Origin of the sequence: Streptacidiphilus pinicola (assembly GCF_003258295.1) — a bacterium.
Lineage (GTDB): Bacteria > Actinomycetota > Actinomycetes > Streptomycetales > Streptomycetaceae > Streptacidiphilus > Streptacidiphilus pinicola.
Genome location: NZ_QKYN01000026.1, coordinates 1 through 22,808 on the forward strand (window position 1 = coordinate 1; position 22,808 = coordinate 22,808).

The 22,808-nt window shown below is 72.2% G+C and carries 21 protein-coding genes and 1 pseudogene; 9 read left to right on the plus strand and 13 right to left on the minus strand.

From position 1 onward, the window contains the following. The 5 genes and pseudogenes from DN069_RS39850 to DN069_RS06010 all read left to right on the plus strand — a co-directional run. A pseudogene (locus tag DN069_RS39850) lies at positions 1–486 on the plus strand (hypothetical protein); the annotation flags it as partial. A 131-nt stretch (positions 487–617) separates the two neighbouring features. Continuing rightward, positions 618–1,595 carry an ABC transporter ATP-binding protein gene (locus tag DN069_RS05995; RefSeq protein ID WP_111499782.1) on the plus strand — a complete coding sequence of 326 codons (978 nt, stop codon included), beginning with the start codon at positions 618–620 and terminating at the stop codon, positions 1,593–1,595. After that, positions 1,588–2,490: an ABC transporter permease gene (locus DN069_RS06000; RefSeq protein ID WP_243638946.1), complete on the plus strand. Its 903-nt coding sequence runs from the start codon at positions 1,588–1,590 to the stop codon at positions 2,488–2,490. The genes DN069_RS05995 and DN069_RS06000 overlap by 8 nt, the downstream gene beginning before the upstream one ends. 11 nt (positions 2,491–2,501) lie before the next feature. Continuing rightward, positions 2,502–3,422, plus strand: a complete 921-nt coding sequence (locus DN069_RS06005; protein ID WP_111499784.1) for an ABC transporter ATP-binding protein — start codon at positions 2,502–2,504, stop codon at positions 3,420–3,422. A 25-nt stretch (positions 3,423–3,447) separates the two neighbouring features. After that, entirely contained in the window at positions 3,448–4,164 is a 717-nt protein-coding gene (locus DN069_RS06010) for an ABC transporter permease subunit (protein ID WP_111499785.1), read from the plus strand. A gap of 46 nt (positions 4,165–4,210) precedes the next feature. Here the strand turns inward: DN069_RS06010 and DN069_RS06015 are convergent, their stop codons facing one another. The 3 genes from DN069_RS06015 to serS all read right to left on the minus strand — a co-directional run bounded on the left by DN069_RS06015 (position 4,211) and on the right by serS (position 7,796). Beyond that, entirely contained in the window at positions 4,211–5,452 is a 1,242-nt protein-coding gene (locus tag DN069_RS06015; protein ID WP_111499786.1) for a CynX/NimT family MFS transporter, read from the minus strand. A gap of 202 nt (positions 5,453–5,654) precedes the next feature. After that, positions 5,655–6,476 carry an HAD family hydrolase gene (locus DN069_RS06020; RefSeq protein ID WP_111499787.1) on the minus strand — a complete coding sequence of 274 codons (822 nt, stop codon included), beginning with the start codon at positions 6,474–6,476 and terminating at the stop codon, positions 5,655–5,657. A 42-nt stretch (positions 6,477–6,518) separates the two neighbouring features. Further along, on the minus strand, positions 6,519–7,796 hold the full coding sequence (serS, locus tag DN069_RS06025; protein WP_111499788.1) for a serine--tRNA ligase: 1,278 nt from the start codon (positions 7,794–7,796) through the stop codon (positions 6,519–6,521). A gap of 196 nt (positions 7,797–7,992) precedes the next feature. Between serS and DN069_RS06030 the strand changes: the two genes are divergently transcribed. Continuing rightward, entirely contained in the window at positions 7,993–8,787 is a 795-nt protein-coding gene (locus tag DN069_RS06030; RefSeq protein ID WP_111499789.1) for a polysaccharide deacetylase family protein, read from the plus strand. A 290-nt stretch (positions 8,788–9,077) separates the two neighbouring features. On the opposite strand, the gene pheA is transcribed toward DN069_RS06030, so the two are convergent. From pheA to DN069_RS06065, 7 genes are all read right to left on the minus strand, one after another. Beyond that, positions 9,078–10,010 (minus strand): prephenate dehydratase, encoded by a 933-nt coding sequence (gene pheA, locus DN069_RS06035; protein WP_111499790.1) that lies wholly within the window; start codon positions 10,008–10,010, stop codon positions 9,078–9,080. A gap of 95 nt (positions 10,011–10,105) precedes the next feature. Beyond that, positions 10,106–11,359, minus strand: a complete 1,254-nt coding sequence (efeB, locus tag DN069_RS06040) for an iron uptake transporter deferrochelatase/peroxidase subunit (RefSeq protein ID WP_243638947.1) — start codon at positions 11,357–11,359, stop codon at positions 10,106–10,108. A 52-nt stretch (positions 11,360–11,411) separates the two neighbouring features. Continuing rightward, a complete protein-coding gene (locus DN069_RS06045; protein WP_243638948.1) occupies positions 11,412–13,406 on the minus strand; it encodes a copper resistance protein CopC in 1,995 nt (664 codons plus the stop codon). Between the two features lie 31 nt (positions 13,407–13,437). Further along, positions 13,438–13,914, minus strand: a complete 477-nt coding sequence (locus tag DN069_RS06050) for a copper chaperone PCu(A)C (protein ID WP_111499793.1) — start codon at positions 13,912–13,914, stop codon at positions 13,438–13,440. Next, positions 13,911–14,594 carry an SCO family protein gene (locus tag DN069_RS06055; RefSeq protein ID WP_111499794.1) on the minus strand — a complete coding sequence of 228 codons (684 nt, stop codon included), beginning with the start codon at positions 14,592–14,594 and terminating at the stop codon, positions 13,911–13,913. Before DN069_RS06055 ends, DN069_RS06050 begins: the two co-directional genes overlap by 4 nt. Before the next feature lie 82 nt (positions 14,595–14,676). After that, a complete protein-coding gene (locus tag DN069_RS06060; RefSeq protein ID WP_341538444.1) occupies positions 14,677–15,426 on the minus strand; it encodes a YcnI family copper-binding membrane protein in 750 nt (249 codons plus the stop codon). Between the two features lie 156 nt (positions 15,427–15,582). After that, positions 15,583–16,356: a hypothetical protein gene (locus tag DN069_RS06065; RefSeq protein ID WP_111499796.1), complete on the minus strand. Its 774-nt coding sequence runs from the start codon at positions 16,354–16,356 to the stop codon at positions 15,583–15,585. Between the two features lie 207 nt (positions 16,357–16,563). Between DN069_RS06065 and DN069_RS06070 the strand changes: the two genes are divergently transcribed. Further along, entirely contained in the window at positions 16,564–17,103 is a 540-nt protein-coding gene (locus DN069_RS06070) for an ATP-binding protein (protein WP_111499797.1), read from the plus strand. A 123-nt stretch (positions 17,104–17,226) separates the two neighbouring features. Next, complete coding sequence (locus DN069_RS06075; protein ID WP_111499798.1) at positions 17,227–17,994, plus strand: MerR family transcriptional regulator; 768 nt, start codon at positions 17,227–17,229, stop codon at positions 17,992–17,994. A 75-nt stretch (positions 17,995–18,069) separates the two neighbouring features. On the opposite strand, the gene DN069_RS06080 is transcribed toward DN069_RS06075, so the two are convergent. Both DN069_RS06080 and DN069_RS06085 read right to left on the minus strand, forming a co-directional pair. Beyond that, positions 18,070–19,320: an alpha/beta hydrolase family protein gene (locus DN069_RS06080; RefSeq protein ID WP_111499799.1), complete on the minus strand. Its 1,251-nt coding sequence runs from the start codon at positions 19,318–19,320 to the stop codon at positions 18,070–18,072. A gap of 111 nt (positions 19,321–19,431) precedes the next feature. Further along, positions 19,432–20,433 (minus strand): helix-turn-helix domain-containing protein, encoded by a 1,002-nt coding sequence (locus DN069_RS06085; protein ID WP_111499800.1) that lies wholly within the window; start codon positions 20,431–20,433, stop codon positions 19,432–19,434. 132 nt (positions 20,434–20,565) lie between these two features. Between DN069_RS06085 and DN069_RS06090 the strand changes: the two genes are divergently transcribed. Next, positions 20,566–21,240: a hypothetical protein gene (locus DN069_RS06090; protein ID WP_111499801.1), complete on the plus strand. Its 675-nt coding sequence runs from the start codon at positions 20,566–20,568 to the stop codon at positions 21,238–21,240. Between the two features lie 28 nt (positions 21,241–21,268). On the opposite strand, the gene DN069_RS06095 is transcribed toward DN069_RS06090, so the two are convergent. Further along, positions 21,269–22,744 carry an aminopeptidase P family protein gene (locus DN069_RS06095; protein WP_111499802.1) on the minus strand — a complete coding sequence of 492 codons (1,476 nt, stop codon included), beginning with the start codon at positions 22,742–22,744 and terminating at the stop codon, positions 21,269–21,271. Positions 22,745–22,808: the final 64 nt, after the last annotated feature.

Sequence of the window (22,808 nt, forward strand, 5' to 3'; positions counted from 1 at the left end):
CCCCGGGTACGCACGGTCGGCGGAGTCGCCGACCGTGCGTACCCGGGGGCCAAGGGGTGGGTGCCGCTCGGGGACTACACCAAGCTGTTCGCCGACCAGGACGGCGCGAACGAACTGCTGGGCGAGAACGGCGTGCGGCATGTCGCGGCGAGCGGCTGGCGGATGCCGGACGGGACGCACGTCGCCGTCTACCTGCTCGCGTTCCGCGGCGCGACCAGCTGCCAGACCGCGTTCAACGGCCAGATGACGGCGCGGCTCGCCGCGGCGCCCGGGCTGGACCTGACCGGCGGCACGGACATCGCCGTGCCCGCCGGGGTCGCCAACAGCGGGAGCCGTCCCGCCGGCGGCGGGGTGCCGGCCATGCGCACGGCGATCTTCATCAACGAGGACGTCATGGGGCTGCTGGTGATGACCAACCCCAAGGCGGTCAACCCGGTCGACTTCGACCAGGCGCTGGTCCTGCAGATGCAGCTGCTGCGCGGCTGACCCTGATGCCGTGAGGGTGGATCCGGGTGGATCCCCTAGGGGATCCACCCCCTCGGATACATCCCAGGGCTAGGGAAAAGTCAGCCACGAACCTGATGTGACCGGGGCCACGGGGTGGCTAGGGTCGTCCTGTGGCTGTCATCACTACGGATAACCTCACCAAGAGGTTCCCCCGGGTCACCGCTCTGGACCACCTCACTGTCGAGGTGCAGCCCGGAGTGGTCGGTCTGGTCGGGGCGAACGGCGCGGGTAAGTCCACTCTCATCAAGATCCTGCTGGGGCTCGCCCCGGCCACGGAGGGCACGGCCCGCGTGCTCGGGCTCGACGTCGCCACCGAGGGCGGCGCGATCCGCGAGCGGGTGGGGTACATGCCCGAACACGACTGCCTGCCACCGGACGTGTCCGCCACGGAGTTCGTGGTGCACATGGCCCGGATGTCGGGGCTGCCCGCCACGGCCGCGCGCGAGCGCACCGCGGACATCCTGCGGCATGTCGGCCTGTACGAGGAGCGCTACCGCCCGATCGGCGGCTACTCGACGGGCATGAAGCAGCGCGTCAAACTCGCCCAGGCGCTCGTGCACGACCCGCAGCTGGTGCTGCTGGACGAGCCGACCAACGGGCTGGACCCGGTCGGCCGCGACGACATGCTGGAGCTGATCCGGCGCGTCCACCGCGAGTTCGGCATCTCGGTGCTGGTCACCTCGCACCTGCTCGGTGAGCTGGAGCGCACCTGCGACCACGTCGTCGTCATCGACGGCGGCAAGCTGCTGCGCAGCTCCTCGACGGCCGACCTGACGGCCGCCACCTCGCTGCTCGCGGTCGAGGTGACGGAGCGCCAGGGCGATGCGTCCTTCGACGTGAACGCCGCCCTGCGGGCGCGGCTGACCGAGGCCGGGCTGACGGTCAGTCCCGACTCCGGCCACGTCCTGCTGGTGGAGCTCAGCGGGGACGAGGTCTACGACGCGATCCGCGACGCGGTCGCGGAGCTGGGCGTCGGCCTGGTCCGGCTGGAGCAGCGTCGCCACCACATCTCCGAGGTGTTCGCCGTGGACGCCCCCGCCCAGGCCGGCGCCAACCGTGACGACGCCGAGGAGGCCGCCCATGTCTGAGCACATGTCGGGCGTGCGCGCGCCCGAGAACCCCCAGGACGTCATCCACGACATCGGGTACCGCCACTACGAGGGCCCGCGGCTGAGCACGGCCTACGCCACCCGCTCGCTGTACACCTCCAGCCTGCGCGGCGCCTTCGGCCTGGGCCGGTCCGGCAAGTCCAAGATCCTGCCGATGGCCATGGTCGTGATCATGGCGCTCCCCGCGCTGATCATGGTGGCCGTCTCGATCTACATCAAGTCGGGCAAGCTGCCCGTGGACTACCCGAACTACCTGACCGACCTGCAGTTCGTCACCGCCGTCTTCACCGCGGCGCAGGCGCCGGTGCTGCTCTCGCGGGATCTGCGGTTCATGACGGTCCCGCTCTACTTCTCCCGGCCGCTGCGCTCCACCGACTACGTGCGGGCCAAGTACGCGGCCATGGTCTCCGCAGTCTTCATCCTCACCCTGCTGCCGATGCTCATCATGTGGATCGGCTCGATGCTCGGCTCGATGGACTTCGGCTACAACCTGAAGCACTTCGCCTTCGGCGTCGTCGCCGCGGTGCTGTACGCGCTGCTCTACGCCGGTCTCGGTCTGCTGATCGCCTCCGCCACGCCGCGCCGCGGCTTCGGCGTCGCCGCGATCATCGCGCTGTTCATGGTCTCCGAGGGCGTCGCCGGCGCGCTGCGCGGCGTGCTGCACGTCACCGGCCACCAGGCCTCGGCGTTCTGGATCTCCATGCTCAACCCGGGCTTCCTGATCGACTCCACGGTGGCGTGGATGTTCGGCCTGCCCCTGCGAGGTCCGGCCGCCGTGCCCACGACGGTCGGCGGCATCGTCTTCCTCGCGGAGATGGTCCTGCTGGCGGTCGGCACCTACGCCCTGCTCATCCGTCGCTACCGGAAGATCTGAGGAGGCAGCACATGACCACCATCAGCATCGACCGGGCGTCCCGCTGGTTCGGCAACGTCGTCGCGGTCAACGACGTCTCGATGACGATCGGCCCCGGCGTGACGGGCCTGCTCGGCCCGAACGGCGCCGGCAAGTCCACGCTGATCCATATGATGAGCGGCTTCCTGCCGCCGTCCTCGGGCACCGTCACCCTCGACGGCATCCAGATCTGGAAGAACCAGCAGGCCTACAAGCAGATCGGGCTCGTCCCCGAGCGCGAGGCCATGTACGACTTCCTCTCCGGCTGGGACTTCGTCCTCGCCAACGCCGAGCTGCACGGCCTGCCCGACCCGGGCGCGGCGGCCAAGCGCGCGCTCGCCACGGTGGAGATGGAGTACGCGCAGGACCGCCAGGTCTCCACGTACAGCAAGGGCATGAAGCAGCGCGTGAAGATGGCCTCGGCCCTCGTCCACGACCCGGACGTGCTGCTGCTGGACGAGCCGTTCAACGGCATGGACCCGCGCCAGCGCATGCAGCTGATGGAGCTGCTGCGCCGGTTCGGCGCCGACGGGCGCACCGTCCTGTTCTCCTCGCACATCCTGGAGGAGGTCGAGCAGCTCGCCCGCCACATCGAGGTGATCGTGGCCGGCCGCCACGCCGCGTCCGGCGACTACCGCAAGATCCGTCGCCTGATGACGGACCGCCCGCACCGCTACACCGTGAAGTCCAGCGACGACCGCGCCCTCGCCGCGGCGCTGATCGCGGACGCGTCCACGGCCGGCATCGAGCTGGACTACAAGGAGCGGGCGCTGCAGATCCAGGCGATCGACTTCTACCGGTTCACCGAGCTGGTGCCGCGCGTCGCCAAGGAGGCAGGCATCCGCCTGCTGACCGTCTCCCCGGCCGACGAGTCGTTGGAGAGTGTCTTCTCCTACCTCGTCGCCGCCAAGTAGCCACGTAGGGAAGGCCGAGACCTCCATGAACGTCACCGTCGCCCGGCTGACCGCACGCGGCCTGCTCGGCCGCCGCCGGGGCCTCCTGCTGCTGGCACTGCCCGTGCTGCTGCTCGCCCTCTCCGCGCTGATCCGCGGCGTCGCAGGCCAGGACGAGGGCACCGCGTCCAGCGTCCTCGGCGGCCTCGCCATCGGCACGATGGTCCCGCTGGTCGGCCTCGTCGCCGGGACCGGGGCCATCGGCCCCGAGATCGACGACGGCTCGATCATCTACCTGCTCTCCAAGCCGCAGCCGCGGTGGAAGATCATCACCTCCAAGCTCGTCGTCGCGATCGGCTGCTCGATCGTCTTCGCCGCGCTGCCCACGTACTTCGCCGGGCTGATCCTCTTCGGCACCTTCGAGAACCTGACGCTGGGCTTCACGATCGCGGCGCTGATCGCCGGGGTCGCGTACAGCTCGCTCTTCCTGCTGCTGGGTGTGGTCTCCCGCCACGCAGTCGTCTGGGGCCTGATGTACGCGCTCCTGTGGGAGACGGTCGTCGGCCAGTACGTCCCGGGCGCGCAGACGCTGAGCGTGCACCAGTGGGCGCTCTCGATCGGCCAGAAGATCGCCTCCCCGGGCGTCATCAGCTCCTCCGTGCACCTGCCTACGGCGGTCCCGCTGCTGATCGTGGCGACGCTCGGCGGTGCGTGGCTCGCGTCCGCTCGCCTGACACGACTGACGTTGGCAGGCGAGGAGTAGGCACTACCCAGGGGCGCGGGGAACTGCGCCCCTGGGGAGTGCGACGTCAGCTTGAGAGCACGAGCTTGCGGCCTGCGCCGAGGCCTGCGCCCAGGCCGAGGGCGCAGCAGGCGAGGAGGATGCCGAGGGGGAGCGCCCAGCCGCCCGTGGCCTGGTGCGCAGCACCGAAGCCGACCGGGCCCGCCGCGGCGATGAAGTAGCCGACGAGCTGGGACATCCCGCTCAGCTGGGAGGCGACCTGCGCCGACCCGCTGCGGAGCACGATCATCGCCATGGCGAGCCCGAAGCCGCCGCCCTGTGCGACGCCGATGAGGATCGCCCACACCCACGCGGCAGCGGTCGGCGCGACCAGCAGGCCCGCAACCCCCGTGGCCATGGAGCCGACCATCAGCGCGACCAGCACCCGCTGGTTGTTGGTGCGGCCGGCGGTCAGCGGGATGAAGAACGCGGCGGGGATCTGCACCAGCGAACTGACCGCGAAGACCGCGCCGGCCGTGCCGCGCGCCATGCCCTGGGTGGTGAGAATCGTCGGGAGCCAGGCGATCAGCGTGTAGGAGAGCAGCGACTGGATGCCCATGAAGACGGCGAGCTGCCAGGCCAGCGGGTGCTTCCACAGTCCGGCCACCTTCGACGTGGTGGCAGACGCGGCAGGCGCGGGCCGCTTCGCGGAGCGGAGCTGCGGGAGCCAGGCAAGGAAGGCGAACGCCGCCAGCACCGACCAGGACGCCATCGAGCCGGCCCAGCCGCCGAACGCGTGCTCCAACGGCACGCTCAGCGCCGCGGCCAGCGTCGCGCCGACGATCATCGAGGTGGTGTAGACGCCGGTCATCGCCGCCGCGCGCTCCGGGAAGTCGCGCTTGACCAGGCCCGGCATGGTGACGTTGAGCAGCGCGATGCCCGCGCCCAGCACCATGCTGCCGGCGAAGAGCGCCCAGGCGCCGGGAAGGACCCGGACCACGATCCCGGCGATCAGTGTGAGCAGCGCCAGCGCGACCACGCGCTCGGCGCCGACCCGGCGGTTCAGCCGGGCGGCGAGCGGGGCGACCGAGCCCATCATCAGCACCGGGATCGTGGTCAGCAGACCCCCGGCGGTGGCGGACAGGCCGTAGTGGGTGCTGACGTCACCGAGCAGCGGCGAGATCGCGGAGACCGAGGCGCGCATGTTGAGCGAGACGAGCAGGATGCCGACGAGCGCGGTCGCCGGGTGAGCGACGACGCGGGCCAGCCGCGAGGCCGCAGAAGGCGCGGAGGTGGAGGAAACGGGCGTGTCGAGCACGGAGCGGGACATGGGTGAGCCTCAAGCGAACGAGAAGAAGGAGCAGGAGAGGGCCGGACGGCGCACGAAGGCGCGCGGCTTCAGCTCTCCGGTCGCTTGATGTTGGCGTCGATCAGAGCAGCGAGGTCGATGAGCACCGCATCGCCCAGTGCCGTCGCCATTGCTCTGCCTTGCCTTCCCAGTGAGGTATCTGCTCGCCTCATGCTAACAAGAATCAGACGGAGAAAATTCGCTCGAGGGCGACGGCGACGCCCTCCTCCTCGTTGCTCAGCGTGATCTCGTCCGCGATCGCCTTCAACTCCGGGTGCGCGTTGGCCATCGCGACCGCGTGACCGACCCAGCGGAACATCGGGACGTCGTTCGGCATGTCGCCGAAGGCGACGGTCCGGTCCTTCGTCGTGCCCAGCCGGGCGGACGCCAGCGCCAGGCCGGTCGCCTTGGAGAGACCCAGCGGCAGCAGCTCGACGAAGCCCTGACCGGCCAGCACCACGGTCACCAGGCCGCCCGCGGCCTCGGCGACGGCCGCCGCCAACTCGTCGTCCGACAGGGACCTGTGCTGCACCAGCACCCGGCTCAGCGGCTTGGCCCAGAGCTCCGCGATGTCGGCGACCGGCTCGGGCGCGGCCAGGTTGTCACCGGCGGAGGGCATGTCGTAGGTCCGGTCGAACAGGACCTCGCCCTCCAGGCCGTCCTGGACGACGGCGATCGCCATCGGGCCGACGGCCGCCTCCGCCTTGGCGAGCGCGATGCCGGCCACCTGCCGGTCCAGGGTGACGGACGTCACCAGCCGGTGCGCGCCCGCGTCGTAGAGCTGGCCGCCCTGGCTGCAGACGGCCAGCCCGGTGTAGCCGATCGAGTCGAGCGTGGGCCGGGTCCACCGGGCGGAGCGCCCGGTCACCACGATGTGCTGCGCCCCCGTGGCCTTCGCAGCCTCCAGGGTGCGCTGCGTGCGCGGCGAGACGGTGTGGTCGTCGCGCAGCAGCGTCCCGTCCAGGTCGGTCGCGATCAGGTCGAACGGCCGGGGGGCGGAGCTCACGTGGTGTGACTCTCTCTCAGCTGGTGCGTGCGTGCCGGACGGCTACTTGCCGACCGGGGTCAGCACCTCGCGTCCGCCCAGGTACGGACGCAGCGCCTCCGGCACCGCGACGGAGCCGTCGGCCAGCTGGTGCGTCTCCAGGATCGCCACGATCGTGCGCGGCACCGCGCACAGCGTGCCGTTCAGCGTGGCGAGCGGGCGGTTGCCGTCCTCGCCGCGCATCCGGATGCCGAGACGACGGGCCTGGAACTCGCCGCAGTTGGAGGTGGAGGTCAGCTCGCGGTACTTGCCCTGGGTGGGGATCCACGCCTCGATGTCGTACTTGCGCATCGCGGACGCGCCCAGGTCGCCCGAGGCCACGTCGATGACGCGGTAGGCGAGGCCGAGCTTGTTGAGGAAGTCCTTCTCCCACTGCAGCAGGCGCTTGTGCTCCGCCTCCGCGTCCTCCGGCGCGACGTAGGAGAACATCTCCACCTTGTCGAACTGGTGGACCCGGATGATGCCGCGGGTGTCCTTGCCGTAGGTGCCCGCCTCGCGGCGGAAGCAGGGCGAGAAACCGGCGTAGCGCAGCGGCAGCTGGTCGGCGTCGAGGATCTCGTCCATGTGGTAGCCGGCCAGCGGCACCTCGGACGTGCCGACCAGGTAGAAGTCGTCCTCCGCGAGGTGGAAGACGTTCTCCGCGGCCTGGCCGAGGAATCCGGTGCCCTCCATGGCGCGCGACTTGACCAGCGCGGGCGTGATCATCGGGATGAAGCCGGCCTCGGTGGCCTGCGCGATTGCCATGTTGACCAGGGCGAGCTCCAGCAGCGCGCCGACGCCGGTCAGGTAGTAGAAGCGCGAGCCGGAGACCTTGGCGGCGCGCTCGGTGTCGATGGCGCCGAGGATCTTGCCCAACTCGACGTGGTCGCGCGGCTCGAAGCCCTCCGCGGCGAAGTCGCGCGGGGTGCCGACCTCCTCAAGGGTGACGAAGTCCTCCTCGCCGCCGATCGGGGCGTCCGGGTCGAGCAGGTTGGCGAGCCCGCCCAGCAGGCGCTGCACCTCGGCCTCCGCCTCGGTCTGCGCGGCGTTGGCGGCCTTGACGTCGGCGGCCAGCTGCTTGGTGCGCTCCAGCAGGGCGGCCTTCTCGTCGCCCTTGGCCTGTGCCACCTGCTTGCCCAGCTGACGCTGCTCGTTGCGGAGTTCGTCGAAGCGGGAACTGGACGATCGCTGGCGCTCGTCGGCGACGAGCAGGGCGTCGACGAGCTCGACGTCCTCACCTCGGGCGCGCTGAGAGGCACGCACACGGTCCGGGTCCACGCGAAGCAGGCGAAGGTCAATCACGGTAACGAGAGTACCGGGCCCGGGGAGGGGTGAGCCGACTCACAGTCGTGGGGTCTGGTTTGTCACATCTTCGTTCCGGCAGCACCCCAAAGCTGTGCGATCGCTCTGAGCACCCTCTGCGTGCTGCGACAGTTGCTGAGCAGACGATGACCGGCAGACGACAACCTGCGGGCGGCGAACGGAAGGTGGGACAGGCATGAGGACGCGCACGGTGGCAGCGGCTGGAGCAGTGCTGGCGGCGGTGCTGGCACTCTCCGCCTGCGGCGGGGGCGCCGGTGCGCAGGGGGCGAACGGCAACGGGACGAGCGCGTCGTCGAGCGCGACCCCCGACCCGAAGAGCACCTCCGGCGACACCGTTCCCACCGGCGGGACCGACACGGTCAGCAAGGAACTGGAGTACTACATCGCCCACCCGGGCGGCGAGAAGACGGTCGCGCTCACCTTCGACGACGGCCCGAGCGGTCAGTGGACGCCGAAGATTCTCGCGCTGCTCGCGAAGTACAACGCGCACGCGACCTTCTGTGAGATAGGCCCGGAGGCCCAGGCGGAACCGGGTGTGGTCCGCGAGATACTCGCCGGCGGAAACCGCCTGTGCGACCACTCGATCCACCACAACGAGGCGATGTCGAAGCGGGGCCTCGCCTACGAGACGAATGAGATCGTCGGCGCCAAGAAGATGATCGAGGCGGCCGGCGGTTCCGGAACCCAGGTCAGCTGGTTCCGTGCGCCGGGCGGTGATTTCTCTCCCGAGATCCGGCAGATATCCGCGGCGAACGGACTGCGTCCGCTCGCCTGGAGCATCGACACCAATGACTGGAAGCGGCCCGGTGTGGCCTCGATCGTGGCCAACGTGAAGAAGAACGTGCGGCCCGGCTCGATCATTCTGATGCATGACGCCGGCGGTGACCGGAGCCAGACCGTGGCGGCCCTCGCCCAGCTGCTGCCGTGGCTGATCCAGCAGGGTTACTCCGTCAACTTCCCCGACGCCTGACGCGGAAGACCTGTGGATATCCCGGCTTTATCCACAGGGCGGGCGGAAGCCCTGTGGATTGTGGGTAATCACGCCTCTGAGCTCGCTAAACCTGGAGTTGGCGGCCAGGGGCGTGATTTTTTGGGTCCACGAAGGGGACTTTGGGGAAACAGACGAGCTGAATCCCTTTATGTCCGACTTGCCCGATCTGCAAGCTTTGCTGCGCAAGGCGAGTTTCGCCGGATCCTGCACCGTACCCCCAGGCTGTGGATAACCCAGTCCCCTGTGGATAACTCGGCCGGGGTTGTGGACTACAGCTCCCCGCGGCCGTCCAGCGCTCGGGACAGCCAGTCCGCAGCGCGAGAGAACTCCTGGTCCGAGGTGCCCGGACGCACCGTCGCCGCCACCGCGTCCGCGCGCGGGTAGGAGCCCAGCAGTCGCACCTGCGGGCAGATCCGGTGCAGGCCCATCAGCGCCTCGCCCACCCGGCGGTCGGTGATGTGCCCCTCCGCGTCGGCGGCGAAGCAGTACTTGCCCAGCCCCTCACCCGTCGGCCGCGACTCGATCCGCATCAGGTTGACGCCGCGCACGGCGAACTCCTGCAGCAGCTCCAGCAGCGCGCCCGGGTGGTCGTCCGCCAGCCAGAAGACCGCCGAGGTCTTGTCACGGCCCGTCGCCGCCGGCGGCCGGCCCGGCCGGCCCACCAGTACGAAGCGGGTCGTGGCGTTCGCCGCGTCGTGGATCTCCGACGCCAGCGGCTCCAGGTGGTACAGCGGTGCGGCGAACTCGCCCGCGAAGGCGCCGTCGTACCGCCCCTCCTGCACCAGCCGCGCGCCGTCGGCGTTGCTCGCCGCCGACTCCCACTGCGCGTCCGGCAGATGCTCGCCCATCCAGTGCCGCACCTGCGGCTGCGCCGCGGGGTGGCCGGTGACGGTCTTCACGTCCTCCAGCTTGGTGCCGGGCCGCACCAGCAGCGCGAAAGCGATCGGCAGCAGCACCTCGCGGTAGATCATCAACGGCTCGCCCTGGGCCAGCTCGTCCATGGTCTGCCGGATCCCGCCCTCGACGGAGTTCTCGATCGGCACCAGCGCCCCGGCGGCCTCACCCCTCCGCACGGCATCCAGCGCGGCGGGCACGGAGACGGCGGGCACGAGCTCCCTCGTGGCGGCCTCGGGCAGCGTCCGCAGCGCGGCCTCGGTAAAGGTGCCCTCCGGACCGAGGTAGGTGAATCGGTTCGCGGACACGGCGACCTCCCAAGCTGCATACGGCACGTACGTAACGTTAACGACTGGCGGGGCGGTGAGACTCCGGGTCTTGCGCAGTGGGACACCCCCAGGGGTCACCCCTCGAGGAGGGCTTGTCCCACGTATCCGTCTGCCGGGGCCCCGCCAGGGATGGCGTACAGGCCCGAGGACTCGTGGACGAGGAAGCGCGACAGCGCGTCGCCGCGGGCGAGTTTGCGCTGGACCGGGACGAAGCCCGTTCCGGGATCGGACTGGAAGCAGATGAAGAGCAGGCCCGCGTCCGGGGCGCCGTCGGGGCGGAGGCCGTCGTGGTACGAGTAGCCGCGGCGCAGCATCGCCGCGCCCTGGTTGGACGCGGGGGCGGCCACCCGCACGTGCGCGTCGCCGGGAACGGCCAGGGAGCCGTCCGCGTTCTGTCGGGCCAGGTCGACGGGTGTGGCCTCGGTGCCACCGGACAGCGGCGCGCCGGACGCCTTGCGGCGGCCGACTGTGCGCTCCTGCACGGTGAGGGACTGCTGGTCCCAGTCGTCGAGCAGCATCCGGATCCGTCGGAAGACGGCGTAGCTGCCGCCCGCCATCCACGCCGGCCGGCCGCCGGAGGGGACGAAGACGCGGGAGGCGAAGTCGGCGTCGCTCGGCTTGGGGTTGTTGGTGCCGTCGATCTGGCCCATCAGATTGCGGCCGGTCACCGGCCGCGCCGTGGCGCCGGGGGCGCGGCTGAAGCCGGTCATCTGCCAGCGCGGGGCGGCCTGGCCGGCGGCGAGGCGCTGGAGGGTGCGCATCGCGTGGAAGGCGACCAGCGGGTCGTCGGCGCAGACCTGCAGCCACAGGTCGCCGTCGCTGCGGGCGCGGTCGATCCGGTCCTCGGGGAACGGCGGGAGCGCGGCCAGCTCACCCGGCAGCTGTGCCGCGAGCCCGGCCTTGGCGAAGACGGAGGCGCCGAATCCGAAGGTGACGGTGAGGGAGCTCGGCCCGGCGTCGAGGGCGACCTGGTCGTCCGTCAGGCCGGGCGGTGTGCGGCCCTCGGCCATCGCCGCCGCCGCGGCGGACCAGCGCTTCATCAGCGCGGTGAGACCCGGCCGTCCGATGCCGGGGCTGAGGTCGAAGGCGGTGGCGTGCAGGGTGGACTGCATCGGCTCGACGATCCCCGCCTGGTGGGCGCCGTGGAACGGCACCGCCGAGCTGCCGAGCGCGGTCGCGGGGGTGACGGCCGCCGTCGACTGCTTCGGGCCCGGCCCGGCGAGGGCGTAGCCGCCCGCGCCGAGGGCGAGGCCGGCGGCCCCGCCCGCACCCGCCGCGCCGAGGAGGCGACGGCGGGACAGCTGCGGGTGGGGTTGGTCGGAGCTCATGGCGGTGCTTTCTTTCCTTGCTTTCTCGGACGTCGTTTTCGCGGACATCGCGTCAGTTCACGCTGATCTGCGTGGCGACGGTGGCCTCGTCGATGTCGTCCGAGCGGACGGTCACGGCGAGCGTCCACTGACCAGGCAGCGGCAGCTCCAGGTCGGACGTGCCGTAGTGGCCGATGTCGAGGTGGGTCAGCTTGACCGGGAGCGGGCCCAGGTTCTTCGACTTGAGCGTGAGCGCGATGTCGATCTCGGGGACGTCCACGGGCTTGCCGCCGCTGTCGTAGAGGTAGGCGTGCAGGGTGTTCTGACCCGGGCGGGCCGGGTCGATGTCGATGGTGACCTTGCCCTTGGCCGCGCGCGTGCTGCCGGTGGTGTCGTAGGGGAGGGTCACGTCGACGGGCCCGTGGGCGGCCGCCGCGGCGACGGACTGCTGCTCGGCGACGGCGCGACCGGGCGGGGAGTTCGTCAGTGCGGTGGTCAGCGCCAGCACGACGACCGCGAAGACGGCCTCCAGCCCGACGGAGCGCAGCAGCATGCCGCGCGCCGGTGCGGCCTCCCGGGCCTTGCGCTGCTGTGCCTGCTGCCGGGCCTTGGCCTGCCGGACGAGCTGCGCCGCGCGCGCCGGGTCGCCGTCGTCGTGCGCGCCCCTGTGTTGGCCGCTCCGCGCGGCGGCCGGCACCTCGGCGAGCACCTCGGCCTCGGCCTCGGACGGCTCGGTCTCCGGCTCGGCCTCCGACTGCGCGTCGGCCGAGGCGTCCGTGCGCAGCAGGGCGAGCCAGCGGCGGGACATCCAGGCGGCGCCGAGGATGACGAGCACCGCGCCGATCTTGACGAGCAGCAGCCGCCCGTAGGTGGTTCCGGTCAGCGCGGACCAGGAGCCGAGGCCGCGCCAGGCCTGGTAGACGCCGGTCGCGGTGAGCGCGACGACGCACCAGAACGCGAGCGTCGAGAACCGGCCGACGGCCGCTGCGTCGATGCCGCCCGCCCGGGCGTGGGCGCGCAGGCCGACGAGGACGGTGGCCAGGCCGCCCAGCCACAGCGACATGGCGAGGATGTGGACGGTGTCGAGGGTGACCGCGAGCGGGACCTGGAGGCCGACCGAGGCGTGGTCGCCCAGCGGCCAGGTGACGGCGATCGCGATCGCGAGCAGTGCTCCGGTGACGCCCAGTCCGATTCGGCGCCGCCGCTCCGCGACGAGAGCACCGCTCTCGCCCGCGTCACCGCCATCGGCTCCTTCCGTGACCTTCGGATCGTCAGTGCTGTCCGCGTGCCCGCCGAGCAGCGCCAGGAAGACCCCCGCCCCGGCCAGCAACAGCACCCGCACCGCCAGCAGCACGCCCAGCTTCTCGCCCAGCACCTGCCGCAGCAGCGACAGGTCGAGGACCTTGCCGAGCCCCGACCCCGCCTCGTACGTCCCGCGCAGCGCCAGCTCCGCCAGCGTCGACAGCAGCAGCCCCGCCCAGCCGACGATCATCAGCCGCTGCACGCCGCGCCGCCGCAGACCGCCGTGCCAGCACAGCAGGACCGCGGCGACGGAGCCCACCAGCAGCGCCATCGCCCCGTACTGCACGCCGCGCGACAGCCCGTAGAGCGTGCCCGTCGCGGTCGGCCCGGTGCCGGCGCCGACACCGGCGACGCCGCTCAGCGCGGCCGGCGGGGAGGTGCGCCCGATGGAGAAGGTGAACGCGCCCGCGACCGGGTGGGTGTCGGCGGAGATGACCCGCCACGCGACGGTGTAGGTGCCCTGGGCGGCGGCCGCGTTCGAGTCGATCCGGATCTGCGCCGTCGACGCGTCCCCGGAGGAGTGCCCGGCCGTGCCGGTGTCGACGCGCTTGCCGCTCGGGTCGAAGACCCGTAGCGCGTCCGGCTCCAGGGTCACCGACTCGCTGAACCGCAGCGTCACCGAGCCCGGCGGTACGGCGACCACGGCGCCCTGGGCCGGGTCCGTCGACAGCAGCGCGGCGTGCGCCGAGGCCACGCCGGCCCCGCCGAGCAGCAGCGCGGCCAGCAGCGCGAGCAGCGCCGCGCCGGAGCGCACGAATCGCCTCATCGCGGCGTCCCTTCTCTTCCCGTGCGGCTCATCAGCTGCTCTGTCCGGGCTGATAGGTCAGCGGCTGCACCGTCGCCTGGACGGTAACCGGTGCGGCGTCGTCGAAGCGCAGGTTCAGCTCGATCCGCGCGCCGAGCTTCGGCGCCGGGCTCAGGCCCATCAGCATCAGGTGCCGCCCGCCGCGCGCGAACGCCACCGTGCCGTGGGCGGGGATCTGGACGGTCGGCGTGTCGAGCATCGTCGAGGCGGTGCTCTGGTGCATCGAGACGGACTGCGCCTGCGGGCTGGTGACACCCGTCAGCGTCGCGGCCCGGCCGCCGTCGTTGCGGACCACGAGGTAGCCCGCGGCCATGTCCGGCAGGGACGGCAGCGGTATGTAGGCACCGGAGACGCTGAGCCGCGGCGGCGAGGCCTGCGCGGTGCCGGACGCGGAGCCGGACGAGGAGCAGCCGGCCAGCGCCAGCGGCGCGGCGAGGGCGGCGGCGGCCAGGGCGGCGCGCCGCCTCACGCCGCCACGCCCTTGATCAGCAGTGGCAGGTCGTGCTGGAAGACGGCCGAGGTGGTGCCGCTGGTGTAGAGGACGTGCGCCTTGTCGTCGGTGGGCAGGAAGGCGAGCGTCTGCGCGCCGTGCACCGGCTCCTGGCCCTTGACCGGGGCGGCGACGTAGACGCCGACGGACTTGGCCGCCGCGATGATCGTCTGGATGTCTCCGGTGAGGCCGATGAACGACGGGTTGAACGCGGCCAGCCAGGTGCGGATCCCGGAGGGCGTGTCCCTGGCCGGGTCGGTGGAGACGAAGACCACGTCGATCTTGCTCTGCTGGTCCTTCGGCAGCTTGCTGACGGCCACCGCGATGTCGCCCATGGTCGTCGGGCAGACGTCGGGGCAGTGCGTGTAGCCGAAGTAGAGCAGCATCGCCTTGCCGCGCGTGCCGGCGGCCAGGTCGAAGGGCTTGCCGCTGGTGTCGGTGAGCGTGACGGCGGGCTTGTCGAAGGTGCGGCCCAGCGGCGTGCCCTGGTAGGGGCCCTGCTGCGCCTGCGTCGACGGTGTGAGCTGGCTGCCGTCGGCGGAGGCGGCGCCCGAGGAGGAGGAGCCGCAGGCGGCCAGCAGCAGTGCGGCGGCGCCGCCGACCGAGCCGAGCAGGACGGAGCGCCGGGTCGGGCGGGTCGGGAACGAGGAGGAGGTCATGTCGGGGCTTTCCCTGGAGGCTTGACGGAGGGGCCGGCGGGCCGCCGCGCGAGGCGGCCCGCCGGTGCGGATCGGGCGCGGATCAGGAGGCGCTGCCGCGCCCGCCGCGCCGCCAGCCGAGGAAGCCGAGCGCGACGCCGGCGACGCCCACCGCCACGCCGATGCCGCCGAGCACACGGGCCGCGTCGTCACTGGAGCTGCTGGAGGCGCTCGCCTGGTTGTTGCCGCCGGACGTCTTGGCGTCCGTGCTCCCCGCGGGGGACGCGGAGTCGGAACCGGCCGCGGTCAGGTTCAGCGTCGGGGCCGGGTGCTGCGGCTCGGTGCCGCCGGCGGCGGCCGGGGCGTCGATCCAGCGGACCACGTTGCCGTCCGAGTAGGTCTGCAGCGTCTTGAACTGCAGTTGCTTGGCGTTGCTGGGCAGTTGGCCGAAGTCGACGGTGAAGTCCTGGTACTGGCCCGGCGCGATCTTGCCGCCGGTCCAGATGATCTCCGAGACGGCGTCGGTGACCGGGCCGTCGTCGGTCTGGATCGGCGTGGCGAGCTTCGCGGTCTTCACCTCGCTGGTCCAGCCCGCGACCGGGCCGACCAGAGCGGAGGCGATCGGGTGGTCGGTGGGGAAGTAGACGTCGACCTTCACGGTCGAGGCGGTGTCCGACTCGTTCGGCACCCGGAAGGCGAAGACCTGGTCCGCGGCCCCGGCGGCGGCCTGGTTCGGCTGCACGGTCACGTGGGCGGAGGCCGGTCCGGCGATCAGCAGCACGCCGCCGGCGGCGAGAGCGGCGGGGACGGCGAGACGGCGGACGGCGGTGCGGGCGTCGGTGCGCATACGCATGGGTGGATCTCTCCTCAAGCCTGTGTGAAAGCCTGCTCCGTGGCGACGGCTGACAGGAGGCGTCGACGCGCGGAGGGCAGGGAAGGGACCCCGCGGGTGCGGGGCTCGTGGCAGATAGGCGAGGGTCTGCCGGGCACCGCGCGAGGGCGGGAGCGGTCAGACCAGGAGAGCGCGCGGCGGGCCGCGCCGGACCAGTTGGTGCCGAAGATGCAGGGCGCCGGGGAGCCGCCAGGGTTCGTCCGCGCGGCGCGCGCGGCGCGGCCCGGTCGGCTCGGAGGCGGTGGCGACGACTATCGCGAGCAGACCGACCAGTCGGCGGACCAGCGTGCACAGCGGTGCGACGGCCAGCGTCAGCAGCCGGAACACGGCGGCCTCGCCGCGCCGCAGCCACCAGCCGGCGACGAGCGCGGCCAGCAGGTGGCCGGCCAGCATGACCGGCGTCAGGCCGAGCACCATCCACAGGCCCGTGGAGCCGGCAGGGTGCGCCGGCGCCGAGGCGAGATAGAGGTGCGGGTCCAGCCCGGCGTCGCTCACGATCTGCCAGGCGGTCTTGTCCGCGGGCAGCGGTCCGCACAGCAGCGAGGCGGCGAGGCGCGCGATCGGGTCCGAGGAGCCGGCGGCCATGCCGGGCATCCCGGCCATGGAGCCGCCCGCCTGGTGGGCGCTCAGGTGGAACAGCACGTGCAGCCCGAGCTCGCCGACGGCGAGCCCGCCCGCGATCGCGCCGAGTCCGCGTTCCCGCCCGGCCAGCGCGGCCGCCGGCAGCGTCACCAGCAGCAGGCCGACGAGCAGTGTCGGCAGTGGCACCGGCCCACCGCCCGCGCAGGCGTGGCCGAGCGCGGACACCAGGACACAGACCGTCGCGAAGGGCAGCGCCCGCAACACGCGAAGGTCCCAGCTGGTCGCGCCGGAGGCGCCGGGGGTGGCCATGACGCCCGTCAGTCTCTCAGAGCGGGACGGGACGGACGCTCGCGGGGCCGAAACTGGGCGCGGGACGGGGCAATCGCACGCCCCCAATGCGCTCGTGCGCTCCGGTATTCCGCCAAGAGAGCGACAAGATCCGAGCGGAGTGGTTCGTTCCCGGGCGGGTCGGCAATACCTACTGGTATGTGGTGCCGCAGCCAGGAGGAGCCTTTCGTGGACATCTGGTGGTCTCTGCACCTACGGCGTGAGCCGGCGAGTGTCCCGTTGGCCCGGCGGATCCTGCTCGGAACGATGGCGGCGGCCGGGGTCGACCCGGACGTCTCCTACGAGGTCGGCGTGGCTCTGAGCGAGGCCTGCGCGAACGCCGTCGAGCACGCGGAGCCGGGTGAGGCGGGCGGCGACGACGGCTTCCAGGTCACCGCCGCGATCGTCGGCGACCGGTTGCACATCGAGGTGACCGACTCCGGTCCGGGCTTCGCGGTCCGGCTGCGCCGTGGCGCGGCCCGCCGCCGTGCCAAGGCCCCGGCGGTCCGTTCGGCCGGGGCGTCGCCGCGCGCGCCGAAGACGGCGCCGTCCACCGCGCCGGAGGTGTGCGCCGAGAGCGGGCGCGGCCTCTTCCTGATCCGGGCGCTCTCCGACAGCGTCCAGTTCCGCAATCACCCGCGCTCCGGCGCGGTCGTCTGCTTCGACCGGACGCTCACCTACCGCGACCACGGCGATCGCCGTGGTCGTCCCTTTGCCCACGCCTCCTGAGCGTTCGGGCCTGGTCAGCCCCCGCCTCCTGAGCCCTGCCTCCGCCGCCCGGCAGAATGCGGTTGACCCTCACGTCACGTGAGGCCGCAGGCTGGGTGACGAGAGGGAGAGGACAAGGGCCCCATGAGTTACTCGGTCGGTCAGGTCGCGCGGTTCGCCAAGATCACCGTGCGCACCCTGCACCACTACGACGAGATCAAGCTGCTGTCGCCCAGCGACCGCACGCCGTCCGGCTACCGCCGCTACGACGACGCGGACCTGGACCGGCTCCAGCAGATCCTCTTCTACCGGGAACTCGGCTTCTCCCTCGACGACATCGCGGCCATCCTGGACGACTCCGAGGTCAGCCCGAGCGAGCACCTGCGCCGCCAGCGCAGCCTGCTGCTGGAGCGGATCGACCGGCTCCAGGAGATGGTCGCGTCCGTGGAACACGCACTGGAGGCGAGGAAGATGGGGATCCAACTGACCCCCGAGGAGAAGTTCGAGGTTTTCGGCGAGGACTACGTCGACTACCAGGACGAGGCGGAGCAGCGCTGGGGCGAGACCGAGGCCTGGAAGCAGTCCCAGCAGCGCGCGGCGCAGTACTCCAAGGAGGACTGGGTCGAGATCAAGGCCGAGGGCGACGCGCTCAACGACCGCATCGCCGAGGCGATCGCGGCCGGCGGCGCACCCGACAGCGAGCAGGCGATGCAGATTGCCGAGGACCACCGGCAGCACATCACCCGGCGGTTCTACGACGTCTCGTTCCAGTTCCACCGCTGCATGGCCGAGATGTACATCACCGACCAGCGCTTCACCGAGACCTTCGAGAAGGTCGCGCCCGGCGCGGCGGCCTGGTTCCGCGACGCGATCCTGGCCAACTCGGCGCGCGGCGAGGCCGCGGCGAGCTGACGCAGGACTGACGCACGAGCCGACGCACGGTGGTCCGACCGCCGTGCGTCGGCGCGCGTCGTCGTCCGGCCGGTGTCAGCGTCGCGCCGCCAGCGCCAGTAACCAGCGCAGGATCCGCGGGTAGGAGCGCAGCGCGGACGTGTTGTGGTCGACGTGCCCCACGTCGACCAGCGGCGCGTCGACGCCGTGCGCCCGCAGCGAGCGGTCGCAGGAGAGGGCGTTGCCGAAGGCGACGTCCGTGTCGCGGTCGGCCGCGTAGAGGCGGACCGGGACGCGCGGCGTCCAGTCGGTGCAGACCGCGTCCCCGGACCGCAGCATCGCGGCGAGCGCGCCGGTCGGGTGTCGGAGCTTCGCGACGAACCGCGGCGTCAGCAGCGCCTGCGGGTTCGGCGCCAGGGCGGCGACGATCTGCTCGTCCGTGTGCGCGCCGTCGAAGAGCGGCACGAGCGTACGGTCGTAGGGGGCACGGAACGCCTCGGAGGGGGAGCCGTAGAGCGGGTGCAGCCGGTTCCACGACGTCAGCACGTAGGTCAGGTAGAACGCCGCGGTCGGGCCGGCCAGTCGTCCGTCGAAGGCGGCCGGCAGCTCCTGGCCGCTCAGGTCGTACGGGCCGCTGACCGGGGCCAGCCCCGCGAGCCGGAACCCGGGCGCGTCCCCGCGCTGCACAGCCCGGCCCACGCCCATCGCCGCGGCGCCGCCCTGTGAGAACCCGGTCGTGAACAGCCGTCCGTCCAGCCGCTCACCGTGCCGGGCGGCGACGGTGCGGGCGGCGCGCAGCAGGTCGACGGAGGCCGTCGTCTCGGACCGCACGTCCAGGTACGGGTGCGCGCCCGGACCGACGCCGAGCCCGAGGTAGTCCGGCGCGACCCCGGCGAAGCCGTCGCCCGCGAACATCACCGCCACCGCGCGATCGGCTCCGTCCGAGACGGACGGTGCGTCACCGCGGTACGGCATGGTGCCGTGCGTGTACTCCATCGTCGGCAGCGGGCCCTTCGCTCCCCGGGGCAGCGCCACCACGCCGCTGGCCGTGGTCGGCCGCCCCTGCGGGGTGACGGTCCGGTAGACGACCCGGTACGCGTCGACGCCGTCGCGGACCGCGGGCACGTCCAGCCCCGTGCCGCGCGCGTACTGCGTCGCCTGGGCGGCGCTGAACCGCGCCAGCGGCGTGACGCTCACGACGGCCCCCCGGTCCGCCCGCGCGGTGGCCGCCCCCGACGCGCTCCCCGACGCCGTATCCGACGCGAAGGCGGGTGTCGCCATGCCGCCGGCGAGCGCGAGCGCGGCAGCGAGCGCGAGAAGTCGGGTCCGGAGCCTGGTGCTGCGCATGGAAGGATCCCCCTTGCCTGAGCGGGTGCTTGGTCCCTTCACCCTCCCAACGGCGGCCCCGCGCGGACATCCGGCCACTCCCCGGATCCGGGGTGGGGACAACCCCAGCCCCTACGCGGCGCGGCCGAACGCCCGGCGGTACGCGGTCGGGGTGGTGCGCATCGCGCGGGTGAAGTGGTGGCGGTACGTCGCCGCGCTGTCGAAGCCGACCGCTGCGGCCACCTCGTCGATCGGCGCGGCGCCGGTCTCCAGCAGCGGCAGGCTCGCCGCGATGCGCTGCACGGTCACCCAGCGCATCGGGCTGGTGCCGTTCCTGCGGGTGAAGTGGCGCAGGTAGGAGCGCTCCGACATGCGGGCGGCCCGGGCCAGCTCCGGCACGGTCAGCGGCTCGGCCAGCCGCTCCAGCGCCCAGGCCATGCTCTGCGCGACCCCGTCGTCCTCCGCGCGCAGCGGACCGACGGCCGCCTCGATGAACTGGGCCTGCCCGCCCTCCCGGTGGGGCGGCACGACGAACCTGCGGGCGACGGTGTTGGCGACCTGCGCGCCATGGTCCGCGCGGACCAGGTACAGGCACAGGTCGATGCCGGCGGCGCTGCCCGCGCTGGTCAGCACGTCCCCGTTGTCGACGTAGAGGACGTCCGGGTCGACCTCCACGGCCGGGTACCGCGCGGCCAGCAGTTCGGCGTAGCGCCAGTGCGTCGTCGCCCGACGGCCCGTCAGCACGCCCGCCGCGGCGAGCGCGAACGCGCCCGAGCAGATGGAGACCAGCCGCGCGCCGCGTGCGTGCGCGGTGCGCAGCGCGTCGACCAGCGCCGGGGAGACCTCCCCACCCGCGTGCGGCACGCCAGGGACGATGACGGTGTCCGCGGCGGCCAGGACGTCGAGCCCGTGCTCGGCCTTGACGCTGAACCCGCCCACCGCGCGCAGATCGCGCCCCGGCTGCTCGGCGCAGACCTTCAACTCGTACCAGGGCAGCTCCCCCAGCTCGGGCCGGGAGAGGCCGAACACCTCGACCACCACCCCGAGTTCGAACGGGGCCATGCCGTCGAACGCCAGCACCGCCACGGTGTGCGCGGACGTGGATTGCCTGCTCAGGACGAGGTCGACGGCCATGGCGCGAGCTTATCCCGCTGTTACGTGATCAAGACGGTTCGAACGGAGAGCAGTGACGGTCGGTCCGCTCTAATAGTGATCACAGCGAGGCGCGACACCGCGTCACACCGAATCACCCTGGGGGGTCCAGTCATGCGCGCTCTGCGTTCGTCCCGCGCCGCCAAGTTCGCCGCCGTCACCGCCGTCGCGCTGGGTCTGGCCGCCGGGGCCACCGGCACCGCGAACGCGGCCGGCCACACCTCGCCGTGGCTGACCGGCCGGCAGATGCCGCAGGCGGGCTCCTTCCACTGGCAGGCGGAGCCGAAGACCCGCTACACCACCACCGGCGAGTTCCAGTGGCTCTTCACCTGCGGATACAACAAGCGCCCCGCCCACGAACTGGGCACCAGCTCCATCTCGGTGGAGCAGTTCGGCACCAGGACGCGTGGCGTGCAGGGCTCGCAGGTCCTGTTCCACTTCTCCAGCGCCGCGAAGGCGAAGACCGCCCTCACCCGGATCGAGGCCGACTACGCGCACTGCGTCGGCCTCATCGACCACGGCGCTGTGGACTACGACCTCCACAAGCCCGTGCACGCCCGCGTCGACCGCACCGCGTGGATCCAGCAGGGTGTCTCCTACCGACTGGAGATCCGGAACGCCGCCGGGCGGCCGGGCAACGTCCCCGACCTGCCCACCGACGCGCAGGAGTTCTTCGTCCAGCGGGGGAACACCATCTCGTTCGTCAACATCGAGGGCACCAACGCGCACCTCGACGTCACCAAGGGCTCGCTGAACGTCCTCGAGGCGATGGCCGCGCGGCTCGGCTGAACCGCGCGACCACCCCGCCGGGCGGGCCTCAGCCGGTGAGGCCCGCCATCCAGTTCTCGACCTCGTCGGCGGTGCGGGGGAGCGCCGCCGAGAGGTTCCGGTTGCCGTCCGTGGTGACCAGGATGTCGTCCTCGATCCGGACGCCGATGCCGCGGTACTCCTCCGGCACGGTCAGGTCGTCGGCCTGGAAGTACAGGCCGGGCTCGACGGTGAGGACCATGCCCGGCTCCAGCACGCAGTCGACGTAGGCCTCGACGCGCGCCTGCGCGCAGTCGTGGACGTCCAGGCCGAGCATGTGGCCGGTGCCGTGCAGGGTCCAGCGGCGCTGCAGCCCGAGCTCCAGCACCCGCTCCACCGGGCCCTCGACCAGGCCCCACTCGACCAGCCGCTCGGCCAGCACCTGCTGCGAGGCCTCGTGGAAGTCGCGGTAGCGCGCGCCCGGCTTCACGGCCGCGATGCCGGCCTCCTGGGCGTCGTAGACGGCCTGGTAGATCTTGCGCTGCAGCTCGTCGAAGGTGCCGTTGATCGGCAGGGTGCGGGTGACGTCGGCGGTGTAGAGCGTCGTCGTCTCCACGCCCGCGTCCAGCAGCAGCAGCTCGCCGGGGCGGACCGGGCCGTCGTTGCGGACCCAGTGCAGCGTCGTCGCGTGCGGACCGGCGGCGCAGATGGAGCCGTAGCCCACGTCGTTGCCCTCGACCCGGGCGCGCCGGAAGAAGGTGCCCTCGATCCACCGCTCCGAGGTGGCCACGGCCTGCGCGAGCTCGCGCACGACGTCGTTGAAACCGTTGGTGGTCGCGTCGCAGGCGGCCTGCAGCTGCGCGATCTCCCACTCGTCCTTGACCAGGCGCAGCTCGCTCAGGAACACCTTGAGCTCGTCGTCGCCGTGCTTGGTCGTGTGCGGGGCGAGCGCGGCCTCGATCACCGCGTCGTGCCCGCGCACCACGCGGGTGACGGCCGGGAACTCCTCGGCACGCTCGGCCAGCTCGGTCGCGGCGTTGCGCACGTCCCTGGCGGGCAGCCCGAGCAGCGTCTCCGCCTCGGTCAGGCTGTGCCGGCGGCCCACCCACAGCTCCCCCTGGCCGCTGAGCCAGAACTCGCCGTTCTCGCGGTCCGAGCGCGGCAGCAGGTAGAGGTACGCGTCGTGCGCGTCGCCGTGCGGCTCCAGCACGAGGACCGCGTCCTCGGTCTGGTCGCCGGTCAGGTGCACGTACTCCGTCGCGGCGCGGAAGCTGTACTCCGTGTCGTTCGACCGGGTCTTCAGGTTTCCGGCGGGGATCACCAGCCGCTCACCCGGGAACCGCGCGGAGAGCGCGGCCCGCCGCTTGGCCGCGTACGCGGACTGCTCGGCGGGAACGAGGTCCCGCAGCTCGGTGTCGGCCCAACCGCTCTTCATGACGGCGGTCAGCTCGTCCGAGATCGCCGGGTACAGACCGTTCTTCCGCTGCTTGATCGCCTGCGGCGCGGCCTCTTCGGTCTCCTCGGGCGCGAGGTTCTCCTCGGTCACGCTCTGTCGCCTCCTCGTGATACGTGGACACGCGCTCGTATGTCAGGGGTCTCCTGGGCACGCG

Coding starts and splice junctions, on each gene's coding strand:
- DN069_RS06000 (WP_243638946.1), top strand. CDS start 1,588: ATGTCTGAGCACATGTCGGGCGTGCGCGCGCCCGAGAACCCCCAGGAC.
- DN069_RS06005 (WP_111499784.1), top strand. CDS start 2,502: ATGACCACCATCAGCATCGACCGGGCGTCCCGCTGGTTCGGCAACGTC.
- DN069_RS06010 (WP_111499785.1), top strand. CDS start 3,448: ATGAACGTCACCGTCGCCCGGCTGACCGCACGCGGCCTGCTCGGCCGC.
- DN069_RS06015 (WP_111499786.1), bottom strand. CDS start 5,452: ATGTCCCGCTCCGTGCTCGACACGCCCGTTTCCTCCACCTCCGCGCCT.
- DN069_RS06030 (WP_111499789.1), top strand. CDS start 7,993: ATGAGGACGCGCACGGTGGCAGCGGCTGGAGCAGTGCTGGCGGCGGTG.
- efeB (WP_243638947.1), bottom strand. CDS start 11,359: ATGAGCTCCGACCAACCCCACCCGCAGCTGTCCCGCCGTCGCCTCCTC.
- DN069_RS06045 (WP_243638948.1), bottom strand. CDS start 13,406: ATGAGGCGATTCGTGCGCTCCGGCGCGGCGCTGCTCGCGCTGCTGGCC.
- DN069_RS06055 (WP_111499794.1), bottom strand. CDS start 14,594: ATGACCTCCTCCTCGTTCCCGACCCGCCCGACCCGGCGCTCCGTCCTG.
- DN069_RS06060 (WP_341538444.1), bottom strand. CDS start 15,426: ATGCGTATGCGCACCGACGCCCGCACCGCCGTCCGCCGTCTCGCCGTC.
- DN069_RS06065 (WP_111499796.1), bottom strand. CDS start 16,356: ATGGCCACCCCCGGCGCCTCCGGCGCGACCAGCTGGGACCTTCGCGTG.
- DN069_RS06075 (WP_111499798.1), top strand. CDS start 17,227: ATGAGTTACTCGGTCGGTCAGGTCGCGCGGTTCGCCAAGATCACCGTG.
- DN069_RS06080 (WP_111499799.1), bottom strand. CDS start 19,320: ATGCGCAGCACCAGGCTCCGGACCCGACTTCTCGCGCTCGCTGCCGCG.
- DN069_RS06085 (WP_111499800.1), bottom strand. CDS start 20,433: ATGGCCGTCGACCTCGTCCTGAGCAGGCAATCCACGTCCGCGCACACC.
- DN069_RS06090 (WP_111499801.1), top strand. CDS start 20,566: ATGCGCGCTCTGCGTTCGTCCCGCGCCGCCAAGTTCGCCGCCGTCACC.